This window comes from Clostridium sp., assembly GCF_022482905.1.
GTDB lineage: Bacteria > Bacillota > Clostridia > Clostridiales > Clostridiaceae > Clostridium_B.
This window is the reverse complement of the sequence record NZ_JAKVOI010000001.1, coordinates 1723174-1745432: the sequence shown is the minus strand read 5'-3', so window position 1 is coordinate 1745432 and position 22259 is coordinate 1723174. Positions and strand designations below refer to the sequence as shown.

Below are 22259 nucleotides of genomic sequence, written 5' to 3'. Positions count from 1 at the left end.
GGGAAAGTAATGGCAGATGTATTATCGCAAAGTGAAATAGACGCCCTTTTAGTTGCCTTGTCTGCTGGGGAGCTTACTCCAGATGAAGTACCCAAAGAAGAAGAAAAACAGAAGATAAAGCCCTATGACTTCAGAAGTCCTCAGAAGTTTTCCAAAGAGCATATAAGGACTCTTGAACTTATACATGATAACTATGCCAGAATAATTTCCAACTATTTGACCGGCCAGGTAAGGAGCAACGTCAAGGTAAAGGTGGAATCCGTGCAGCAGATCACCTATGAGGAATTTATTCATTCAGTACCGAATCCAACTATTTTGACAATATTCAAAATGCCCCCGCTTAGTGGATCGGTGCTGTTCGAAATAAATCCACAGTTTGTATTTGAGGTGATAGACCTGCTCCTTGGAGGAAACGGCACGGGAAAATTCAAGGCCAGGGAATTTACAGACATAGACAAGAATATAATAAATGTTGTAAATGCCGGACTTATATCGAATTTAAAGCTTGCATGGGAAGATGTAATGGAGATAGAGACAGAAGTGGAAGGTATTGAGACAAATCCTGCGTTGAACCAGACTCTGGCACCGAATGATCCTGTAGCACTTATAACTTTTTCGGTGGAAATGGGAGGCAATACTACATTTATCAACATATGCATACCTTATCTCAGCATAGAGAAGGTACTGGACAAACTTGTAGTACAATACTGGTTTCAGGACAGTGATGAAGATGTACTGAGCGAATCCCGCCAGAAGCTGAGGGACAGACTGAATATAGTTGACATGAATCTTTCCTGCGTTCTTGGAACTGCGGATGTTACTGTAAGGGAATTCCTCAGCCTGAATGTAGGAGACGTCATCACGTTGAATGAAAAGACCACAAGTCCTGTAAAGCTGATGGTTGAGGATCAGGTATACTATCGCGGGAAACCTGGAACTGTTGGTAAGAATATGGGCGTTGAGATACTAGATATAATAGATAAGGATGTGGAAGAATATGAGTAATGGGAATGACAATGGGGGTAACGGTTTCCTTTCACAGGAAGAAATAGATGCACTTTTAAATGGAGGAGAAGACAAGGGGAATCCAGGGGAAGATAAAAAGGAAGATGAAGTAAAAGACTCACAGCTGTCAGATGTAGAGAAGGACTTACTTGGAGAAATAGGGAATATATCCATGGGTTCAGCCTCCACAGCACTTTCTACTATAATAAATCAACCGGTAAATATAACTACTCCTGTAGTCACAATAACAAATCTCAAAGAACTGAAAAGTGAGTTCAAAGTGCCGAATATAGCACTTGAAGTCAAATATACAAGCGGTATAATAGGAGAAAACCTGCTTGTCATGGAGGTAAGGGATGCTGCCGTCATTGCAGATTTCATGATGGGCGGCGATGGAAAACTCAGTGAAGAAAGCCTTACGAATCTTTCTGAAATCCAGGAAAGTGCCGTATCCGAGGCGATGAACCAGATGATAGGTTCTGCTGCAACTTCCATGGCTACGATGTTCATGAGGGAGGTAAATATATCACCGCCTGTATCGAGAATATGGACGGATATGACAGAACCGTTGTCGGAGACGATATCTGATGACGAGACAATCATAAGAGTTTCTTTTTCCCTCAAGATAGGTGAACTTGTAGACAGCCATATAATGCAGATACTTCCTATTAAAACTGCAAAGAAAATAGTTTCCATAATGATGGGTCAGGAAGAAGGAATCAACAAACCTGAAGCTGATTCCAAAAGCAAAGAGGAAAGTGCTGCAGCCAGTGAAAAGCCGGTTTCAGAAAAACCGGCACAGGAAGCACCGCAGCCTTCCGGAAAACCTGCGGCACAAAGGCCGGAACCTAGGTCTCAGAGGGAAACTATAAATGAAAAGCCTATAGAAACCCCAGCCCAGCCTGTAAGGCAGAACCCGAATCCGGTGGACGTGCATCAGGCAGCTTTTCAGCCTCTTGGAAACAGCGGGGATACGGAAGTCGTACCTAAGAACATAGATCTTATAATGGATGTACCACTTCAGATTTCAGTAGTGCTTGGAAGGACCAAGAAAAAGATAAGGGACATACTCAACCTTGGTACGGGTTCGCTTATAGAACTTGACAAGCTGGCGGAAGAACCGGTTGAAATACTCGTAAACGGCAAGAAAGTAGCATATGGAGAAGTAGTTGTAATAGACGAAAACTTCGGAGTGAGAATAACAGGCATAGTAAGTGATGAAGATAAAATAAGGTCTCTTGGAGCGGATATTGATTGATAATTTATATTGGAATGCAGTATATTTAGAAATGAATTCTAAATATACTGTTTTTTTATTGCAGGTATAAATGTTGAAACCAACTAATCGATAATACTAATATCAACAGCTAAGTTAAGTTAGGAGTGTATTTTTATGAAAGTCAATGGGATCGGTTCAAACCAAATGGTGAACCCATACAGTGAAAATAGAAGGGGAAAGGACATAAATCACGAAGTCAGGGGCAGGGATTCCATTTCAATATCATCTGTTGGGAAGAGTCTCAGCTCCTATTCAATGGATGGAAGTATGATAGATTCAAAGGAAAAAGTTGAAAATATAAAAAAAGCGGTGTCAAACGGCACATATAATGTAGATGCCAGGCTTGTGGCACAGAAGATAATAGATGCCATGAAGGGAAGGATATAATCGGAGGTGAACCACATTTGAAATTGGAGGAAATAATGCAGGAGGAGTACAGGGTGCTCCAGCTGCTCTACGAAGCACTTCTTGAGCAGAACGGATACCTTGTGAAGAAGGAAGTATTTTCTCTGGACAAGATAGTGAAGGTCATAGATGAAAGAAGCAAGGATGTTGCAAAGCTCGAGATAGAAAGAAGAAGGATAACACAGAAAAGACCCATGAGGGAGATAGTGGCTGAAAAGGGAGACACCAGTCTGAAAAATCTATATGATGACATAGTGGAGCTTCTGGAAAAAATGCAGCTCCAGAAGGATACCAATGAAGCACTCATAAAGCAGTGGCTTGGATTTACGAACCAGATGCTCAGGGCACTCAATCCCAACAGGGGAGCAAATACCTACAATGCCCTGGGAAAAACCAGATAATTAAATTAAAGATCAAAGTTTAAAAAACAAATATCAATTAATGAAGATTTTCGGTTGTCACCGAAAATCCACCAAAATTGATATTTGAACGTTGATAATTGAACTTTAGAAAAAGAAGGAGTTGAATTGAATGCCAGGTTTATTTTCTATATTCAATACGTCGAAAAGCGGACTTTTTTCGCAGCAGACTTCATTAAATGTAACATCCCACAATATAGCAAATGCAAATACAGATGGATACTCAAGGCAGAGGGCGGATCTTGTAACAACCTCGCCATATACAATGCCCAGCATGAACAATGCCGCCAGTGCAGGACAGCTTGGAACAGGAGTAACGGTAGCTTCAATCGACAGGATAAGGGATACCTTCCTTGACTACCAGTACAGGATAGAAAATGGTATCAACGGTCTCTATACGGGAAGGGACAAATACTTGAGCCAGGTGGAGGGAATACTGAACGAACCTACGGATACGGGAATTTCCGATCTTATGGGAAAGTTCTTTGATTCCTGGCAGGATCTGAACACCTCACCTTCGGACAACACCACCGTAGTGGCACAGCAGGCACTTCAGCTAACCGACAACCTCAACCACACCTATTCACAGCTTACGGACCTTGTAAAAGATGCCCAGGAAGGAATAAGCTCGGATGTTCTTGAGATAAACCAGATGCTGGGCCAGATTACACAGCTCAACCAGCAGATAAGGGATGTGAGCATATCCGGAAACAATCCCAACGATCTCATGGACAAGAGAGATCTTCTCCTTGACCAGCTGAGTGAAAAGTTCGGTATAAGTGTGGATCAGAAAAGCTATGACGGAATAGATGTAACAACTACAAATACCTCCATACTGGGAAGTGCAGGTGACAACAACGGACTGGCACCAATAGGGGCTGACGGCAAACCGGTAAACATAGTCCAGTCAATAAAGCCGGATGATGCAAATGTGGCTACCTTCTCCTATATAAATGCAGTAACTCCAGATACTGTAGATGAGAACGGCACTGGAAGCTATAAAGTCGTCTATTATAAAAAGGGCATCCAGTCGGATGCCAACAAAGTTGAACTTACCATAAATGACATGACTGCGGAACAGGCAAATGACCTCCTTAAATACCGGGTGCTCTGGTCGGACAACAACGGCAATGCATACAGCGTGGACGGAGACAACAAGATACAGGGGACATCCCCTACAAGCTTCAGCCAGCTTGCACTGTTCAAACCGCCTACAGGTGAATTGAATGGTTATATGTCGGTGCAGGATGACATAGAGAGCTATCAGGTTCGGCTTGATAAGCTTGCGAAATCACTGGCGGTTTCCGTTAATGCCATAATAAGCCAGAACGGCAAATTTACAGCCGACGGCAGCGGATCGCCGGAGGGAGGCATAAACAACTTCTTTGTGAATGGAGACTACAAGGACAAGAGCGGGGCTGACTATACTGCTGAATATGAAGACGGCATAAATGCATCCAATATAACCGTGAATGTTAAAATAATGGAGGACCCGTCAAAGATCAAGACGGATACGAAGTATGATTCCCAGGGGAATGCTGTTGCAACAGGCACGGACGGACAGAGGGCACTGGCAGTTGCACAGCTGAGAGATACACTTTTGGACGTGCAGGGCATGGACGAAAACGGGGAAATCACTTCAAGAGAAGATTTTATAGACAAAACCGGGATTTTCAAGGCCGATGATACACTGGACGGGGTTTATACCCTGACAAGTACCACAGGAGGGTCAACTCTCGACGGCTATTTCAGGGGGACGATAAATACGGTTGGAACCCAGGAACAGACTGCAAAAAATGAGATATCAACCGGTGCGTCGAGGCTAGCAAGCTACGATGAGTCAAGAGCTTCCGTATCAGGTGTTTCCATAGACGAGGAGATGACGAACCTCATACAGTTCCAGCACTGCTATCAGGCAAATGCAAAGATGATATCAACGGTGGACGAACTTCTCGATGTAGTCATAAACGGACTGAAAAAGTAAGGGTGGTGTAAATATTGAGAATAACTAATAAAATGCTGGCAAACAGCTTTCTTTCCGACATGCAGCTGAACCTGCAGAATTTAAGCAAGATTCAGCAGCAGATGTCATCCATGAAGAACTTTTCAAAGCCCTCCGACGATCCCTTCAATGTGGTGAGGTCGATGCAGCTGAACACAGATATAAATGCAAATTCACAGTACAAGACGAATATAACTACGGCAGTTAATTTCATGGATACTACGGATACCGCACTTGGTCAGATTGGAACAGTACTGTCAGGTATAAGGAGCAAACTTGTCAGTTCAGGAAATGCGGCTTACGGTTCCGATGAGAGAAGCAAGATAAAAGATGAAGTAAATCAGAGAATATCCCAGATAGCCCAGCTTTTGAACACAAGCTTTCAGGGTGATTATATTTTTGCAGGCACCAGGGGACTTTCAAAACCTGTCATGACAGAGGATTACACGGTGGAATCTCCCCAGGTGGAAACAACTGCTCCCTTTATTGCTTCTGAATGGAGCGGCAATATAACTTTCAGCATAACCAGCTCTTCCGGAGAGATTAAAACAGGAACTGTGACGCTGGATGGAAGCTATGACAATGTAAATAATGTAATAAATGACCTGAATACCGAGATCCAGGCTGATTCAAACCTCAAAGATAAAATAAGCGTATCCAGAACTGAAGATGGTGGTATAAGATTTACTTCAGAGGACAGCAGCAGTACTATAAAAATAGAGGATACTACAATTAAAAATGCCGATATGGTCTCTTTCAAACAAAATTTAAATGGTAAGACTGCGGCGTTCAATGCGGATGAATGGCAGGGAACAGTAGATATAGATTTCAGTGTGGATGGAAAAGAAGTTCCTGTTTCCATAGACTGCAGTTCACTTCCCGATCCTCCGACTATAGAGGCAGTTACTGCCGCCTTGAATACTGCAATAGGTGGCAATACTGATCTCAGTGGTAAGCTGGAGGTTACGGCAGATGGTGGTAAATTGAAATTTGGAATACCGACTTCTGCTACTGATATTGAAATAGAAGGTGCATCTACATTGAGTCTGTCGGCCCTGGAAGGAAGAAATCTTGCAGCCGAATCGTCGGATTCAGAGAATATATCTATAAAATATCTTGGAATTGACGGCAGTTCACTTTCAGATATTCCTTCAGTTCAGACAGACGGTGTGGATTTAAGCTCCTGGAAGGGACAGACAATAACCTTCACACTTGACCAGAAGGCACCACTCGAGGATATATCCTCAAGTGTTTCCATTCCGGCAGATCCTACCGAAGAAGGTGCAAAATCTACAATAAATACTGTTGATGACCTTGTGAAAACTATAAATGACCAGATACAGTCAGGCAGTCTCAAAGACAAAGTAACTGCTGTAAAGACAGATGATGGAAACATAAAATTCCTGGCTGTAAACAGCAGTGACAATATAAGCATAACCGATACATCCATAGATGATCTGTCAGCACTGCAGAACAAACAATTTTCCAGTGTTGAAATGAACAATATATCTTCAAAGAGAAAGATGGAAGTGTCAAAGGGAGTTGTAGTGGAATACAATGCCTGTGCAACGGACATACTGCAGTATGGAACGGGTTCCGATGACAACACGGCGGCACTTCTGAACAGAATAGTCCATCATCTGGCAGGACAGATTGAAGACGGAGCGGGAGGCTGGAAAGATGATGAAGATGCGGCAACGGCAGCACTTACCAATGATGATCTCTCGGACATAGACAAGGCCTCAAAACAGCTTCTCAAGGTAAGATCCGAAGTAGGTGCAAAAGCGAACAGAATGGAAAGCCTGTCAGACCAGAATGACGATACGAAGATAAACATGACTGAGGTACTTTCAAAAACCGAGGACATCGATATAACCGAGAAGACAATAGAATACTATACCATGTCTACGGTATACACTGCATGTCTTCAGACAAGTGCAAGGGTGATGCAGCCTACACTTATGGACTACATTAATTAAAGAACAAAGTTCAAATATTAAATATCAGTTAATGAAGATTTTCGGTTTTGACCGAAAATCCACTAAAATTGATAATTGAACTCTGATAATTGAACTTTGATAGGGTATTGCCTGATTAAGCAATAATTATTTTGTTAATAATTTTAGATATTATTGTTTAGGAGGCTGATTGATTGAAAGAAAATGTAGTCTATAAGAAGTCATTTGAGTTTTCGATAAAAATAGTTGACCTGTATAAACATATTAAAGAAAATAAGAAAGAATATGTTATTTCCAAGCAATTACTCCGTTCAGGTACGAGTATAGGAGCAAATATTAAAGAAGGTATAGTTGCCCAGAGTAAAAAAGATTTTTTATCTAAAATGTATATTGCTTTAAAAGAAGCTTCAGAAACGGAATATTGGCTCGAACTTCTAAAAGAAACTGGTTATATTGATGGGAAAATGTTTGATTTTATTATTATGGATTGCAGGGAAATTAATAAAATTTTATGTGCTACAGTTAAGACAACTGCAAAAAGGTTAAGACAAGATTAAGAATTAACTAAAGAACAAAGTTCAAATATTAAATATCAGTTAATGAAGATTTTAGGTTTTGACTGAAAATCCATTAAAATTGATAATTGAACTCTGATAATTGAACTTTGATAATTGAACTTTGATAAAGTGGTGGGGATAATGGAATTAAGGACAAAATACCATGGAACAAGGCAGTACGAAGAAAATGATGTAATTACTTTTGAAAAGGGCATTCCGGGTTTTGAAAATCTGAAAAAGTTCATAATATTCCCGGCGGAGGAGAACAATCTGTTTTATATACTCCAGTCCATTGAGAATATCAATATAGGAATTGTACTGGTGTCTCCATTTAATGCAATAAAGGATTATGAATTCAAACTGGGGGACAGTATTATATCCAAGCTTATGATAAAAAATGAAAAAGATGTACTGGTATTGAATACGGTGACCCTGAATTCAAGAATTGAAAATATAACGGCAAATCTTAAAGCTCCTATTGTCATAAATATAAATAGGAAAGTCGGGGAACAAATAATACTGGATAACAGCAGCTATCCTATAAAGTATCAACTTTTCAAGGAGGGAGCATGATTGCTGGTTATAAGCAGGAAGAAAGGACAGTCATTTCTTATCGGAGATGATATAGAGATAACAGTTTCAAAGATAGAGGAGGGTACGGTAAAGCTCTCCATATCGGCACCGAGAAATGTTACAATACTCAGAAAAGAGCTTTATGACGAGATTGAGAAGGAAAATAAAAATGCAGCAACTTCAGACATGAGTTTGCTGAAGAAATTGAAAAAATAGATTGAATAGAGAGGTGTTTGGCATGGAAGTTACAGGTATGAGTCAAGGAGGACAGCTGCCTTTAAATTTAGATGCGAATGTATTTGAAACAACTTCTGATTCTGTAAAAGCTGCAGCAGGCGGCAGTGGTACTGTCCAGCAGCTGCAGGCTCTTGAGAATCAGATATTCAAAAGTGCAAATGGCACAGGCGTAGACGTCAAGAACATGAAAGATGCAGCAGATCAGGCAAACAAGATAATGGAGGAGACACAGACCCATCTTAAATTTGAAGTGTACGGCAAATTCAATGATATTGTCGTACAGGTGTTGGATGACAGCACAAATGAGGTCATAAAAGAAGTACCTCCCAAAAAGTTGATTGACATGGTGGAAAAGTTCTGTGAACTGTCAGGATTTTTTATGGATGAAAAAGCGTGATTGTAAAGAGTAAAGTTCAAATAACAAATAACAAAGAACAGATAATGGAGATTTTCGATATATACCAAAAATCCACTAAAATTGATATTTAATATTTGAACTTTAAACTTTGAAAAAGCGGGGTGGTTGTAATGGAATTCCGGTTAAATAAAGTAGACCCTGAAGTCAGGCAGAGAGTAAAAGAAACTACAAGCAGCAGTAAAGTCCATAATAAAAGAGAAATTTTCATAAACAATGATCAGAAAAACAAAGGTAAAAGCGGTGAGAAGAGTTTTGATACAGAACTCAAAAAATACAAGCAGGGAAAGAACAAGAAGAGAATAATGGTTCAGGCCAGCAGGGTGGAGGAGGTTGAAGTTAAGGCCTTCAGGGAAGACTGGCAGACTGTATCAAAGGATGACGGCAGAGGAAACATACTGGACGTGAAAAAATAAAAGAATAAAGAACAAAGAATAGATAATGAAGATTCTCAGTATACACTGAGAATCAACCAAATCTGATATTTGATCTTTAAACGTTGATCTTTAAAAAAGGTGGTGTTAATTTGTACACAGCTAATGCTTATAATATGTACAAGACCAACAGTGTGAACTATGCCTCAAAGGATCAGCTCCTGCTGATGCTGGTAGACGGGGCGGTGAAATTTGCAAAGATAGGAAAACAGGCCCTGCTTGACAGGGACGTAAAAAAATCCCATGAAAATATAGTCAAGGCGGAGAATATTTTCTATGAACTCATGGCAACCCTGGATGTCTCAAAAGCGGGGAAATGGGGACAATCACTTATGAGTGTATATGATTTTATAGTGAGAAGACTTACAGATGCGAATATAAAGAAGGATGCAGCGATAATGGATGAAGTAATTCCACTTATAGAAAATATAAAGGACACCTGGGAACAGGCATACAAGATGTCCAGGACGGGTATGACGATGAAATAGTGGACAGAGGATAATTATTGTAAAGAATAAAGTTCAAAGAACAAAGAACAAAAAATGAAGATTTTCCATTGAAAATGGAAAATCCACCAAATCTGATATTTGAACTTTGAACTCTTAACTTCAGATCTTAAAAAGGGAGGTATAAACATGGCAGACAGTACGAGCAGTATGCCGGTAGGATCAACCGGCGCAGGCGGAGGAAACATGCTCAGAATTACAGGACTCAACACGGGACTTGACATAGATGCAATGGTAAAGAAGATGCTTACGGCAGACCAGGCAAGGATAGACAAGGTAAAGCAGCAGCAGCAGCTTATACAGTGGAGACAGGAGGCCTACCAGAGTATAATAAAGGACGTAAAAGACCTTCAGAGCACTTATTTCGACATAACAAACAGTGCAAATTACATGCTGTCATCAAGCAGCTACAACAATATGACTGCAGCGAGTTCCGATGCTACCACTGTCAGTGGTAAGGCAGGATCAACAGCTGCAGCAGGGACTTATAAGATACTTGTAAAACAGCTGGCATCGGCTGCAACTATAGAAGGCACAGACACCATAAAGACGACAGATGGAAAAGATGTAACAAGTTCTACTAAGTTAAGTGATCTTGGGATCAGCGGTAAAATTTCACTTGACTTGAATTATAATAATGGAGGTACTGCAGGGAGCAAAACTGTAACATTTGATGCAACTGAATCATCTACAATACAGGATCTGGCAGATGCCATTAAAAATCAGACAGGAGGAGCTGTTACTGCAAAATTTAATGAATTAACAGGACAGTTTTCGATTCAGACGTCAAATCCAGGAAGCAAGTCTACAATTTCTGTTACTGACAGCAATAATATTTTAAGTAAATTTGGAGTAACAGATAAAACGGGAACTGGTAACGATGCCCTAGTTGCCATAAAAGAACCAGATTCAAATAGTTATATAGTGAGCAAGCAGAGTTCAAATAATTTCACTGTAAATGGAGTGACATACAGTATTTTAGATGTCAATTCTACAGATGAAAATATATCTGTAGATAATGTTGGGGGAAAATTTGATACAATAAGTGCTTCGGATACTCCAACAAGTATATCAGTAACGCAAGATACTTCAAAAGTCCATGACCTTATTACAAACTTCATCGACAAGTACAACAACTTGGTCGGAGAAATACAGGACAAACTCAGTGAAAAAAAAGATTATGACTATGCTCCTCTTACAGATGCCCAGAAAGACAGTATGAGTGACACAGATATAACCAACTGGGAGGACAAGGCCAAGGAAGGCATACTTAGAAATGATGACAACCTGGAACAGCTTTTGAATGATCTTACAAGTGCTTTCAATACTCCTGTAGTAGACAGCAGCGGCAAAAATGTATCCACAATTTATTTTGGAAGCATAGGTTCAAATTCCCTGGGAATTGATACATCAGATGATTACAGCGAAGGAGCAAAACTCAGTATAACTGATGATCAGCAATTTACGGATCTCCTTAACAATCATGAAGATGAAATACTGAAGCTGTTTACGACTACGTCAGATAGTACAGATCCTACTGACAAGTTCAACCAGTCAGGAATATTCCAGAGGATAAGTGACATTATAAATAACAATGTAGGGGTAATAGGAACTACACTGAACAGCGGTACACTTACAAAGTATGCCAATTTGCAGGATGACTACAGTGTATCAGGCGGCGGCGGAACAGGTACTCTTCCGGATCAGATATACCAGCAGCAGCTTCTTATAAATACGTTGACGGACAGAATGAATGACGACCAGACAAAATACTACAATCAGTTTACGCAGTTGGAAACTGCCATGGAGCAGCTGAATGCACAGCAGTCAACACTTTCAATGTACTTGAGCTAGAGTTATTGCTATATTATTAACTTTACATTTTCACTTGAATTAAGAGGTGATGCAATGAAAAGGACTGTTGAAAACATATTAATGGATTATAAGAATTGCACGAGGGACATTATAGAGATCCTGAAAAAGGATGATTTTGATTCTCTTCAGAATAAAATGAAAACAAGGCAGTGTATTTTGGAGAAACTAATTTCCAACAAGGATAAGAATCAAGCCAGAGAAATTTATAAAAAACTGAATATAAGGGAAGTTGAAAGTGAAGCAGGCAGACTGCTGAAGGAAAAAGCTTCATCTATAAAAGAAAAACTTAATAATATATCCAGGAACAAGTCTGCCAGCAGTGCCTATGGCAATATTGGGAGTTCTGCAAAAATATTCAGCAAAAAAATATAAAAGAGTGTAAAGTTTAAATAAAGATAAGCGATAAATTAAGTGTAACATTTAACAGGTAATTAGCTGTAAGGCTTAATTATAAATCTGGACAAGGATGTCCAATACAAAAATCAAGGAGGAATAAATTATGATAATAAATCACAATCTTATGGCAAACAATGCCCTAAGAAACATGAACATCAATTCAAATAATGCTTCAAAGGCAATGGAAAAACTTTCTTCAGGTCTCAGAATAAACAGGGCCGGAGACGATGCAGCAGGTCTTGCAATATCCGAAAAAATGAGAGGCCAGATAAATGGTTTGAATCAAGCTTCAACTAATGCACAGGATTCCATATCTCTTATCCAGACTGGTGAGGGTGCATTAAATGAAACTCACAGCATACTTCAGAGAATGAGAACACTTGCAGTTCAATCAGCAAATGATACAAATACAACTTCTGATAGATCACAGATACAAAAAGAAGTGGATCAGCTTGCACAGGAAATTGGACGTATTGGAGATACAACTGAATTCAATACCCAGAAACTTTTGGATGGAACTTTCTCCGGAACTTTCCAGATAGGAGCAAATCAGAATCAGAATTTGACACTTGATATTGGTGATATGAGATCATTTGCATTAGGTATTACTGGCAAGGCTGAAGTAACTGCTTCTGGAACTTATACACCTACTGCAACTATAGTTGGTGATACTTTAGAGGCTGGAACATATTCAGTAGTTACTGTTGCTTCCGGTGCTTCCTATAGCCTTCAAGATAGCAGCGGTAAAGTTGTTGCAACGAGTACAGATGGATTAACTTATAAGACTCAGGCTGCAGATGGTGGAGCAGGTGATGATGAATTAGTATTTAAGCAAAAAGTAACTTCCGGTTCAGTTACAGTTGCAGAAGATGCTTCTGGAGCTAAAAGTTATAAAGGTACAGCACAATTTGACAATAAAGGATTGCAGGCAGGAAACTATACTTATAATGATGCAGATAAGACATTGGTTGACAATAATGGAACAATAGTAGCAGTTTCATCAGATGGTATAGCGTTTAAGGCTAATGTTAACGGAGCTTCAGCTACAGTATTTACTGCAACAGTAAAGTTAACTGATGGAGATGCAGTGAATGTTGGTGGAATAAATGTTTCAGATCAGAAATCAGCCAACGCTGCAGTAACTACAATAAATAATGCATTGGAAAATGTATCTACTCAGAGAGCAAAACTTGGTGCTTATCAGAATAGATTGGAACATACAATAAACAATCTGGGAGTTTCTTCTGAAAACCTGACTTCTGCTGAATCCAGAATAAGAGACGTTGATATGGCGTCAGAGATGTCCGAGTATTCCAAGAATAATATTCTTTCTCAGGCAGCTCAGGCAATGCTGGCTCAGGCAAATCAGCAGCCTCAGCAGGTTCTTCAATTATTGAGATAATTTTAAAGGGTAATGAAAAGGTCAGCTTTCGAGCTGGCTTTTTTATTAAAAGGTGAATTACATGACAAAAACTACATATGAAAAAAATATGAAATTTATAAAAAAATTAAATCTGTATTTATATGATAAGATAAAAAAAGTTAAGTTGATAACTGTAAAAAAAATTATGACTAAAAATCATTCAAATAACATAACTAAAAATATAAGTGGAAAAGGCTTTATAATTCACAGCCAGTATGATCCCTGGTATCAGGCAAAATTTATTGCAAAAAATGTTTTTGAAAATAAACCCGATATTGTATTTTTATTTGGACTGGGACTTGGATATGAATTGAAAGAAATGATAAAGTTAAATAGTAATATACGCTATTTTATAGTAGAACCGGATGAAGAAATATTTAAATTACTGCTTGAAATTGAGGATATAAAATATTTATTCAATAAAGTAAATGTTCATTTTATATTAGGCAACAGTTCAGAAAAAATAGGAAAATTTTATAATGATGCAATAGGATTTGAAAAGTCAGTAAATGTAAAATTTGTAGTTCTGCCTTTCTATCAAAATATATATGGGGATGTAATAAATAATACGTTTAAAAATATAAAAGAAAAAATTAATATTTTTAGGGTCAATATTAATACAGAAATAGTTTCATATTCACAGTGGTTTCAAAATTATATAGGCAATCTCAAATATGTAGATAATATGTGTCCTGTTACTGAATTGAAGGAAAATTTCATCAATAAACCTGCAGTTGTAGTGTCAGCCGGTCCATCACTGGATTATAATATAGAAATGCTGGAAAAGCTCCAGGGAAAAGTGCTGATAGCTTCGGCTGGGTCAGGAATAAATATACTGGAAAATAAGAAAATCAAGGCGGATATAGCATGTATGCTCGATGGTTGGATCAATGAAGTCAGATTAGTTAAAAATATCAAACTAAACAGGGATACGGCAGTATTTTATTCAAGTGTATTATATTATGATGTACTTGATCATCTTCAAGGACCAAAATTTCTATTGAATGTCAACAATATGGACAGTGAAATATACAATTCCGTTGGAAAAATCCCCTTTAATTTGTTTTCCGGTCCCTCGGTAGCAAATTCTCTAGCATATAATCTATCAGAACTGGGATGTAATCCCATAATATTTTTAGGGCAGGATTTATGTTATAGTTCAGACAGAAATTATGCGTCAGGATCTATTTATGAGGCAAATGTGTCAGAGGAAATTAAAAAGAAAGGATATGTAAAAACAAAAAATAAAAATAATGTGGACGTATACACTACACCTGTTTTCCTGTCCATGAGGACTTCTATGGAAGCCTGCATCAAGGCTTATCCCAATATTAGGTATTTAAATGGAACAAGAGACGGATTGGATATTGAAGGAGCAGAGAATATCGATTTTAATGAATATGCGGAGAAAAATTTGAAAGATAAATATGAGATAAATATAGATGATGTTTACAGCAATTTTATAAATAATGAAATTAATGCTAAAAAGCTGGAGAATATGAAAAAAAACTTGAAATATGAAAATATGAAATTGATAGATGTGCTTAAAACATCTATAAAATATATAGAATCTGAAGTAGATCAGAAAAAAATTCATAAAAATATAAAAGAAAGTTATAAAAAATTAAGTGATTTGGGATTGTATAAGCACATTATCGAACCGGCTTTGGAAAATTTGGATTTTTTATATAGAAACAAGAACTATATTGAAAAAAATAAACAAAAATTTGCATATATACTTGACAAATGCCTTATAATGGATAACGCTTTTACTAATATAGTAAAGGGAGGAAAATGAAATTGAAATCAGGGGACAATATTCAGAATGCAGAATACATAAATAAGATATCTGCTGTACAGGAGTACATTGAGAAAGCGTGGGAAAGTTTTGTATTATGTGAATTTGACAATGGCATGAAATATTTTGGAGAGATTATGATTGGTCTGGACAGGATTATAACCTATATTGCCGATATAAATGGCAGACTGGAAGCAAATATAAGTATTAGTCATATGCTTGAAATTCTACAGGAATTAGAAAAATGTATAATTATAAAAGATTATGTTTACAGTGCGGATTTGCTTAAATATGAGATTGACCCCATACTGGGAAAATGGAAAGAACTATTGGCATAATTATATTGAAAGGTATGACATAAAAAATTATGAAAATATTGATAACATCCATAGGAAAAAGGGTGCAGCTCATAAAGTATCTGAAAAGAAGCTGTACTGTAATAGGAACAGATGCAGGAGACATGGCACCTGCCATTGATTTTGCAGATAAATTTTATAAAATTCCCAGAATAGCAGACAGGGAATATGTAAATTCACTGATTGACATATGCAGGAAAGAAAAGGTAGATATGATTGTCCCACTCCATGAATATGAATTTTACAAACTGTGCAGCAGCAGGGATAAATTTGATGAAGCTGGTACAATACTTCTTCTGAGCAGCAGAAATATAATTGACATATGTCAGGACAAACTTAATACTTATAAATTTTTTTCTGTAAATGGTATAGGCACACCCAGAACCTATTCAAAAGAGGAGATTCTTTTTATAATCAATCATAACACTAACCTCATAAAGTTTCCTCTCATAGTAAAACCTATAAATGGCATGGGAAGCATGAATGTACATAAAGTGAACAGTATAGATGAGTTGAAATTCTTTGTGGAATATGTAAAAGATCCCATAGTGCAGGAGTATGTGGATGGAAAAGAATACACTGTGGATGTACTCTGTGATTTAACAGGGAATATCATATCCGTAGTTCCCAGGGAAAGACTGGAGGTCAGGGACGGAGAGGTTTCGAAGAGCAGAACTGCAATGGACAGAAATATAATAGAGGAAACCTTCAGAGTTGTCCAGTGCCTCTCAAAGTCCAAAGCTGCAGGAGGCGGCTGCTCTGTAATTGGTCCTTATACAATTCAGTGCAGGGTGAACGGCTCAAGAAATATAAAGTTCATAGAGATAAATCCCCGTTTTGGAGGCGGAGTTCCGCTGACCTTTGAAGCAGGAGTGAATTACGGAAAATATTTCAACATGATGGTGTCGGGAGAGAAAATACAGCCTATAATAGGAAAGTTCAGGGAATTGACCATGCTCAGATATGATGAAGCGGTTTTCCTTAATTGAGAGGTGCAGGGTATGAAAGCAGTGGTGTTTGATCTGGATGATACGCTCTACAGGGAAAGAGATTTTGTGGAAGGGGCTTTCAGGAGTGTCTGCAGCTATTTATCACAGCAGCATGGCATAAGCTTTCAAAAACTTTACTGGAATACCATTTCCATTCTGGAACATAGAGGCCGGGGAAAAATTTTCGATTTTCTATGCGATAAATACAACATAAAAGAGAACATAGATAAACTTGTGAATATATACAGAAATGCTTTACCTAACATAGAGCTTTATGAAGATGCACTTTATTTCCTGGGAAAATATAGACATAAATATAGTTTTGGAATAATAACGGATGGAAAGGCCTCTGTACAGTGGAACAAGATAAGGCTTTTGAAATTGGAAAAGTATACGGATAAAATAATAGTTACAGATGACTACGGCAAGGAATGCTGGAAGCCAAACAGTTTTGCTTATTTGAAAATGCTTCAGTATTTTAAATGCAGACCTGAAGATTGTATGTATATTGGTGACAATCCCAATAAGGATTTTATAGGTGCCAGAAAAGCAGGAATGAATACGGTAAGGATAATAAGGCAGTGGGGCGATCACAGGAATACACTTCTCGACAGCTGCCATGAAGCTGACTTCAATATAAGAAATTTGAAAGAACTGGAGAATATAATTGAAAACAGGATGTGATTTTTTATGAAAATACTCTGTATAGTGCAGGCACGCATGGGATCTGAAAGACTTCCCGGGAAAGTCATAAAACCCATACTGAACAGGCCCATGATATTGTACACCTTGGACAGATTGAGCAGAAGCAGATATATAGACCGGATTGTACTTGCCACATCAGTTGAAGAAAGAGAAAAACCTCTTGTGGAGGTAGTGAGTAGTATTGGGTACAATGTATTCAGGGGAGATGAGTCCAACGTTTTAAAGAGGTACAGGGATTGCTCAGACAAATACGGCGGAGACATTATAATAAGGGTCACCGGGGACTGTCCTCTTATAGATCCGGTTATAGTGGACAATGTTATAACCTATTTTGAAATGAATGATTATGATTATGCAAGGCTGGATGTACCTGACAGCTTTATTAGGGGATTTGATGTGGAGGTATTCAGCAAAGATGCACTTGACAGAGTTTATAATACTGTATGCAGTGTGGAAACGGAAGAGCCAAATGGAACAGACCTTGATATGTATAAGGAACATGTTACGTACTATATCTACAAACATCCCAATGAGTTTAAAATAGGACATGTACGAGGAAGTGATTTCTATAACAGGGATTACAGGCTGTGTGTAGATACTATTGAGGATTTTAAACTGGTGGAGAATATATATGAACATTTTAATAGTGAATATGTGTCTTCGAGACAAATAGTGGGTTATTTAGACGAAAATCCTCAAATATCGAATATAAATTCAAATGTTGTTCAAAGATAGGTTCAAAACTTAGATTTATGTCTAAGTTTTTTTATATATCTACGATAATTAAATATATGTAAAAGTGTGTACAAATATTTTTTTAATATATAAATCGATGCGGAGGATTTATGAACGAAAACATAGTTATAGGCAGTAAGAAAATAGATAAATACAGTTCTGCCTTTGTAATTGCAGAACTTTCTGCAAATCACCTCCAGAATTTTGACAATGCGGTGAAGCTCATAAAAGAAGCAAAAAAAGCAGGAGCAGATGCAGTGAAGCTGCAGACCTATACTCCGGATACCATAACACTGGACTGTGACAACCAGTATTTCCAGATAAAGCAGGGAACTATATGGGATGGTACTACACTTTATAAACTTTATCAGAAGGCATATACTCCTTGGGATTGGCAGCCCAGGCTAAAGAGAATAGCTGAGGAAGAGGGTCTGATATGTTTTTCATCACCCTTTGACAGATCTGCTGTGGACTTTCTGGAGAAAATGAATGTTCCAGCCTACAAAATAGCTTCTTTTGAGATTACGGATATACCTTTTGTGGAGTATGTAGCCTCAAAGGGAAAGCCGGTTATAATGTCTACGGGCATAGCAAGACTTGGAGATATCCAGGAGGCACTGGATGCCTGCAAAAAAGCCGGCAACAATGATGTAATACTACTGAAATGCACTTCAGAATATCCATCACCACTGGAAGACATAAACTTAAAGACAATACCCAACATGCATGACACCTTTGGTACGCTGACAGGCATATCAGACCACACATTGGGACAGACAGTGTCTCTAGGAGCAGTGGCACTGGGGGCAAAAGTGGTGGAAAAACATTTCACCCTTGACAGGTCTGAGGGAGGTCCGGATTCTGCTTTTTCCATGGAGCCGGAGGAATTTTTGCAGATGGTGAAGGGGATAAGAGATATGGAAAAAGCCCTCGGAAGAGTGAACTACGAGCTGACAGAAAAGCAGATTAAGAGCAGAGAACATTCCCGAAGCCTTTTTGTAGTGAAGGACATAAAGGCAGGAGAAGTATTTACGGTAGACAATGTAAAGAGTATAAGGCCCGGCTTTGGACTTGAAACCAAGTATATTGATGATGTGATTGGAAAAAGGGCAAGGTGTGATATTGAGAAGGGAACTCCACTGAAGTGGGGGTTGGTTGAATAAAAAGGAAATAATTCATAAAATATTTAGCTGTTGATACTTTAGAAGAATAATGCAATGTTTTGTATAATAGTAATTTCATAAGAAAAAAGAGAAAAAGTTATCTTTTCTAGAAATGAAAAAAATAATCTTTGGTATTAGAAAATTTAATGGTATATCATATAAAAATTTAATATAAATTCGTTAAGGTGTATACAGGAGGATTTAGATATATGTATAAGAAGCCAAAAGTAATAGCAGAAGTGGGATGTAATCATATGGGAAATTTTGAGATAGCTAAGGAATTTATAAAAATGGCTGCTATATTTTGCAAAGTTGATGTAGTTAAATTTCAGAAAAGAAATCCCAGAGAATGTTTGACAAAACAGCAATATAATACACCGCATCCTAATCCTACTAATTCATATGGAAAAACATATGGAGAACATAGAGAATTTCTTGAATTTTCTTTAGAACAACATAAGGAGCTAAAAATATTTTGTGAAGAAATGGGAGTTGAATATAGTACCTCAGTTTGGGACCTGACTTCAGCTAAAGAGATAGTTTCTCTAAATCCAAAATTGATAAAAATACCTTCAGCTTGTAATAATCATTATACTATGCTTGATTGGCTGTGTAATAATTATAATGGAGAAATTCATATTTCTTTAGGTATGACAACTCGTGAAGAGGAAGAAAAACTAATCCGATTTTTTAAAAGTAGAAATAGAAATAAAGATTTAGTGATTTATGCATGTACATCAGGATATCCAGTTCCAGTAGAGGACTTATGTTTACTAGAAATAAGTAGAATAAAAGAGAAATATGAAGATGATGTAAAGGAAATAGGATTTTCTGGACATCATAATGGAATAGCTATGGATATAGCTGCATATACATTGGGAGCATCTACAATAGAAAGGCATTTCACATTGAATAGAACATGGAAAGGCACAGACCATGCTGCTTCGCTTGAACCAGATGGAATGAGGAGATTAGCTAGAGATGTGGGGAATGCTTATAAAGCTTTAACTTATAAAGGAAAAGAAATACTTGATATAGAGAAACCTCAAAGGAAAAAGTTGAAATATAAAGGGGCATGATATGAAATATAAAAATATAGCATTTATCCCTGTAAGAGGAGGGAGTAAATCAATTCCTCTAAAAAATATAAAAAAATTATTAGAAAGACCTTTAGTCTATTGGGTATTGGATGCATCAGTTAATTGTTCTTATATAGACAAGGTATTTGTCTCTACGGATAGTGATATGATAAAAAAAACAGTTGAAGAATATGGCTGTACTAAAATTGAAGTTGTAAATCGTTCGGAGTATACTGTGGAAGATAATTCCAGCACGGAATCAGCTATGCTTGAATTTGCTAACAACTATGATTTTGAAAATATTGTATTGATACAAGCTACCTCACCACTTCTGCAAAGTAAAGATTTAGATAGAGGTTTTGAAAAGTTTTTAAATCATAATTATGATAGTGTCTTATCTGGAGTAACACAAAAAAGATTTATCTGGACAAGTAAAGGGGGAAATATTTTTATACCCCAAAATTATAATCCATTTAATAGACCTAGAAGACAGGAATTTGAAGGATATTTTGTTGAAAATGGGGCTTTTTATATAACAGAAAAGAAATTACTCTTAAATTCTAAATGTAGAATTTCAGGTAATATTGGTATTTCAGGGATGAATGAAGATTCCTATTTTGAAATAGATGAACCTAGTGATTGGGTTATTGCTGAAAGTCTATTAAGAAAAAGAATAAAAACAGAAAATAATTTTAATAATATTTTGAAAAATATAAAGATGCTAATAACTGATAGTGATGGAGTTTTAACTGATGGGGGAATGTATTATTCTGAAAGAGGAGATGAGTTGAAAAAATTTAATGCCAGAGATGGAATGGCTTTTCAACTGCTGAGGGAAAAAGGGGTTAAAATTATTATAATAACGGGAGAAGATATTGATATAGTTAAAAAAAGAGCAAAAAAACTGGAAGCGGATGAAGTATATTTAGGAATAAAGAATAAAATTGATGTTATTAAGGCAATAAGTGTTAAATATAATATTGAATTTAATGAAATGGCATATATCGGAGACGATATAAATGATCTGGAAGCAATAAAAAACGTTGGATTTGGATGCTGTGTAGCTGATGGCATGGAAAATGTAAAGGAGGCATCTAAATATGTAACTAAAACAAAAGGTGGACATGGAGCTGTGAGAGAAATTGCTGAATTAATAATAGAATATAAATGATAGATCTGAAGATTCAAATGGAATATATGATAAAATTTAAGTCAAAAAAGTAAAATTGATATTTTAGTATTCTATAGAACTGGAGTGTAAATTGTGATAACTTTACCAGATAAAAACAAATCTTTTGAATATGAAAATAATTTTTATTTAACTTGTGATATATCTAGAATTGCTAAGCCTTTAATTCATTATGAATTATACAAGCGAATATTGAATTTACCGGGAGCAGTAATTGAATGTGGACTTTTTAAGGGAATTTCCTTAAAAAGATTTATTTGTTATAGAGATTTATTAGAAAACAAAAATTCTAGGAAAATTATAGGATTTGATATTTTTGGCAAGTTTCCTACAACATTATTTCAAGATGATAAGGGAAAAAGAGAAAAATTTATAAGAGAAGCAGGTGAAGAAGGAATATCAAAAAATCAGCTTGTTGAAGTTCTTTCTAAAAATGAAATATATAATAACATTGAATTAATAGAAGGTGATATTAATGAGACTGTACCTAAATTTGTAAGAAATCACTCTGAACTCAAAATAGCATTATTGAATTTAGATACAGATATATATGAACCTGCAGTAACAGTCTTAGAAAATTTATATCCTAGAATTGTTAAAAATGGTATTTTAATATTAGATGATTACGGAGTATTCCCAGGAGAAACTAAGGCTGTAGATGAATTTTTTAAAGATAAAAACGTAATTATAGAAAAATCAAAATTAAATAGTACACCTAGTTTCATAATAAAACCTTAAATTGGTTTAATCAGGAGGTGGAA

General features: G+C 37.0%; 24 protein-coding genes. All 24 read left to right on the top strand.

Annotation, left to right across the window (positions count from 1 at the left end):
* The first annotated feature begins 9 nt into the window (after window positions 1-9).
* The 24 genes from fliM (at window position 10) to LKE46_RS08560 (ending at window position 22236) form a co-directional block, all read left to right on the top strand.
* A complete protein-coding gene (fliM, locus tag LKE46_RS08675) occupies window positions 10-1005 on the top strand; it encodes a flagellar motor switch protein FliM (RefSeq protein WP_291720637.1) in 996 nt (331 codons plus the stop codon).
* On the top strand, window positions 998-2263 hold the full coding sequence (gene fliY / locus LKE46_RS08670; RefSeq protein ID WP_291720634.1) for a flagellar motor switch phosphatase FliY: 1266 nt from the start codon (window positions 998-1000) through the stop codon (window positions 2261-2263). Before fliM ends, fliY begins: the two co-directional genes overlap by 8 nt.
* A 135-nt stretch (window positions 2264-2398) precedes the next feature.
* Window positions 2399-2671, top strand: coding sequence for a flagellar biosynthesis anti-sigma factor FlgM (gene flgM, locus LKE46_RS08665; RefSeq protein WP_291720631.1), 273 nt, complete (start codon window positions 2399-2401; stop codon window positions 2669-2671).
* Window positions 2672-2688: 17 nt separating this feature from the next.
* On the top strand, window positions 2689-3090 hold the full coding sequence (locus LKE46_RS08660; protein ID WP_291720628.1) for a flagellar protein FlgN: 402 nt from the start codon (window positions 2689-2691) through the stop codon (window positions 3088-3090).
* Between the two features lie 130 nt (window positions 3091-3220).
* Window positions 3221-5092, top strand: a complete 1872-nt coding sequence (gene flgK / locus LKE46_RS08655) for a flagellar hook-associated protein FlgK (RefSeq protein WP_291720624.1) — start codon at window positions 3221-3223, stop codon at window positions 5090-5092.
* Window positions 5093-5106: 14 nt separating this feature from the next.
* Entirely contained in the window at window positions 5107-7089 is a 1983-nt protein-coding gene (gene flgL / locus LKE46_RS08650) for a flagellar hook-associated protein FlgL (RefSeq protein WP_291720621.1), read from the top strand.
* A 173-nt stretch (window positions 7090-7262) separates the two neighbouring features.
* The gene (locus LKE46_RS08645; RefSeq protein WP_291720618.1) at window positions 7263-7625 is read left to right on the top strand and encodes a four helix bundle protein; all 363 of its coding nucleotides are present in this window, start codon (window positions 7263-7265) and stop codon (window positions 7623-7625) included.
* A gap of 141 nt (window positions 7626-7766) precedes the next feature.
* Window positions 7767-8198 (top strand): flagellar assembly protein FliW, encoded by a 432-nt coding sequence (gene fliW / locus LKE46_RS08640; protein ID WP_291720615.1) that lies wholly within the window; start codon window positions 7767-7769, stop codon window positions 8196-8198.
* Window positions 8199-8414, top strand: a complete 216-nt coding sequence (csrA, locus tag LKE46_RS08635) for a carbon storage regulator CsrA (RefSeq protein ID WP_291720610.1) — start codon at window positions 8199-8201, stop codon at window positions 8412-8414.
* Window positions 8415-8436: 22 nt separating this feature from the next.
* On the top strand, window positions 8437-8832 hold the full coding sequence (locus LKE46_RS08630) for a flagellar protein FlaG (protein WP_291720606.1): 396 nt from the start codon (window positions 8437-8439) through the stop codon (window positions 8830-8832).
* Window positions 8833-8963: 131 nt separating this feature from the next.
* Window positions 8964-9266, top strand: a complete 303-nt coding sequence (locus LKE46_RS08625) for a hypothetical protein (RefSeq protein WP_291720603.1) — start codon at window positions 8964-8966, stop codon at window positions 9264-9266.
* Window positions 9267-9376: 110 nt separating this feature from the next.
* Window positions 9377-9772, top strand: coding sequence for a flagellar export chaperone FliS (fliS, locus tag LKE46_RS08620; RefSeq protein WP_291720600.1), 396 nt, complete (start codon window positions 9377-9379; stop codon window positions 9770-9772).
* A 147-nt stretch (window positions 9773-9919) separates the two neighbouring features.
* Window positions 9920-11644: a flagellar filament capping protein FliD gene (gene fliD, locus LKE46_RS08615; protein WP_291720597.1), complete on the top strand. Its 1725-nt coding sequence runs from the start codon at window positions 9920-9922 to the stop codon at window positions 11642-11644.
* A gap of 54 nt (window positions 11645-11698) precedes the next feature.
* Window positions 11699-12037: a flagellar protein FliT gene (locus tag LKE46_RS08610; protein ID WP_291720594.1), complete on the top strand. Its 339-nt coding sequence runs from the start codon at window positions 11699-11701 to the stop codon at window positions 12035-12037.
* A 127-nt stretch (window positions 12038-12164) separates the two neighbouring features.
* Window positions 12165-13463, top strand: coding sequence for a flagellin (locus LKE46_RS08605; RefSeq protein WP_291720592.1), 1299 nt, complete (start codon window positions 12165-12167; stop codon window positions 13461-13463).
* Between the two features lie 88 nt (window positions 13464-13551).
* Window positions 13552-15282, top strand: a complete 1731-nt coding sequence (locus LKE46_RS08600; RefSeq protein ID WP_291720589.1) for a motility associated factor glycosyltransferase family protein — start codon at window positions 13552-13554, stop codon at window positions 15280-15282.
* A complete protein-coding gene (locus LKE46_RS08595) occupies window positions 15279-15620 on the top strand; it encodes a hypothetical protein (RefSeq protein ID WP_291720586.1) in 342 nt (113 codons plus the stop codon). The genes LKE46_RS08600 and LKE46_RS08595 overlap by 4 nt, the downstream gene beginning before the upstream one ends.
* 29 nt (window positions 15621-15649) lie before the next feature.
* Window positions 15650-16627 (top strand): ATP-grasp domain-containing protein, encoded by a 978-nt coding sequence (locus LKE46_RS08590; RefSeq protein WP_291720583.1) that lies wholly within the window; start codon window positions 15650-15652, stop codon window positions 16625-16627.
* A 12-nt stretch (window positions 16628-16639) separates the two neighbouring features.
* On the top strand, window positions 16640-17311 hold the full coding sequence (locus LKE46_RS08585) for an HAD family hydrolase (RefSeq protein ID WP_291720580.1): 672 nt from the start codon (window positions 16640-16642) through the stop codon (window positions 17309-17311).
* A 6-nt stretch (window positions 17312-17317) separates the two neighbouring features.
* A complete protein-coding gene (locus LKE46_RS08580; protein ID WP_291720578.1) occupies window positions 17318-18067 on the top strand; it encodes a glycosyltransferase family protein in 750 nt (249 codons plus the stop codon).
* Window positions 18068-18177: 110 nt separating this feature from the next.
* Window positions 18178-19230: a pseudaminic acid synthase gene (gene pseI, locus LKE46_RS08575; protein ID WP_291720575.1), complete on the top strand. Its 1053-nt coding sequence runs from the start codon at window positions 18178-18180 to the stop codon at window positions 19228-19230.
* 209 nt (window positions 19231-19439) lie between these two features.
* Window positions 19440-20309 carry an N-acetylneuraminate synthase family protein gene (locus LKE46_RS08570; protein ID WP_291720572.1) on the top strand — a complete coding sequence of 290 codons (870 nt, stop codon included), beginning with the start codon at window positions 19440-19442 and terminating at the stop codon, window positions 20307-20309.
* A gap of 1 nt (window position 20310) precedes the next feature.
* Window positions 20311-21480, top strand: a complete 1170-nt coding sequence (locus tag LKE46_RS08565; RefSeq protein ID WP_291720570.1) for an acylneuraminate cytidylyltransferase — start codon at window positions 20311-20313, stop codon at window positions 21478-21480.
* Between the two features lie 93 nt (window positions 21481-21573).
* Window positions 21574-22236, top strand: a complete 663-nt coding sequence (locus tag LKE46_RS08560; protein ID WP_291720568.1) for a TylF/MycF/NovP-related O-methyltransferase — start codon at window positions 21574-21576, stop codon at window positions 22234-22236.
* Window positions 22237-22259: the final 23 nt, after the last annotated feature.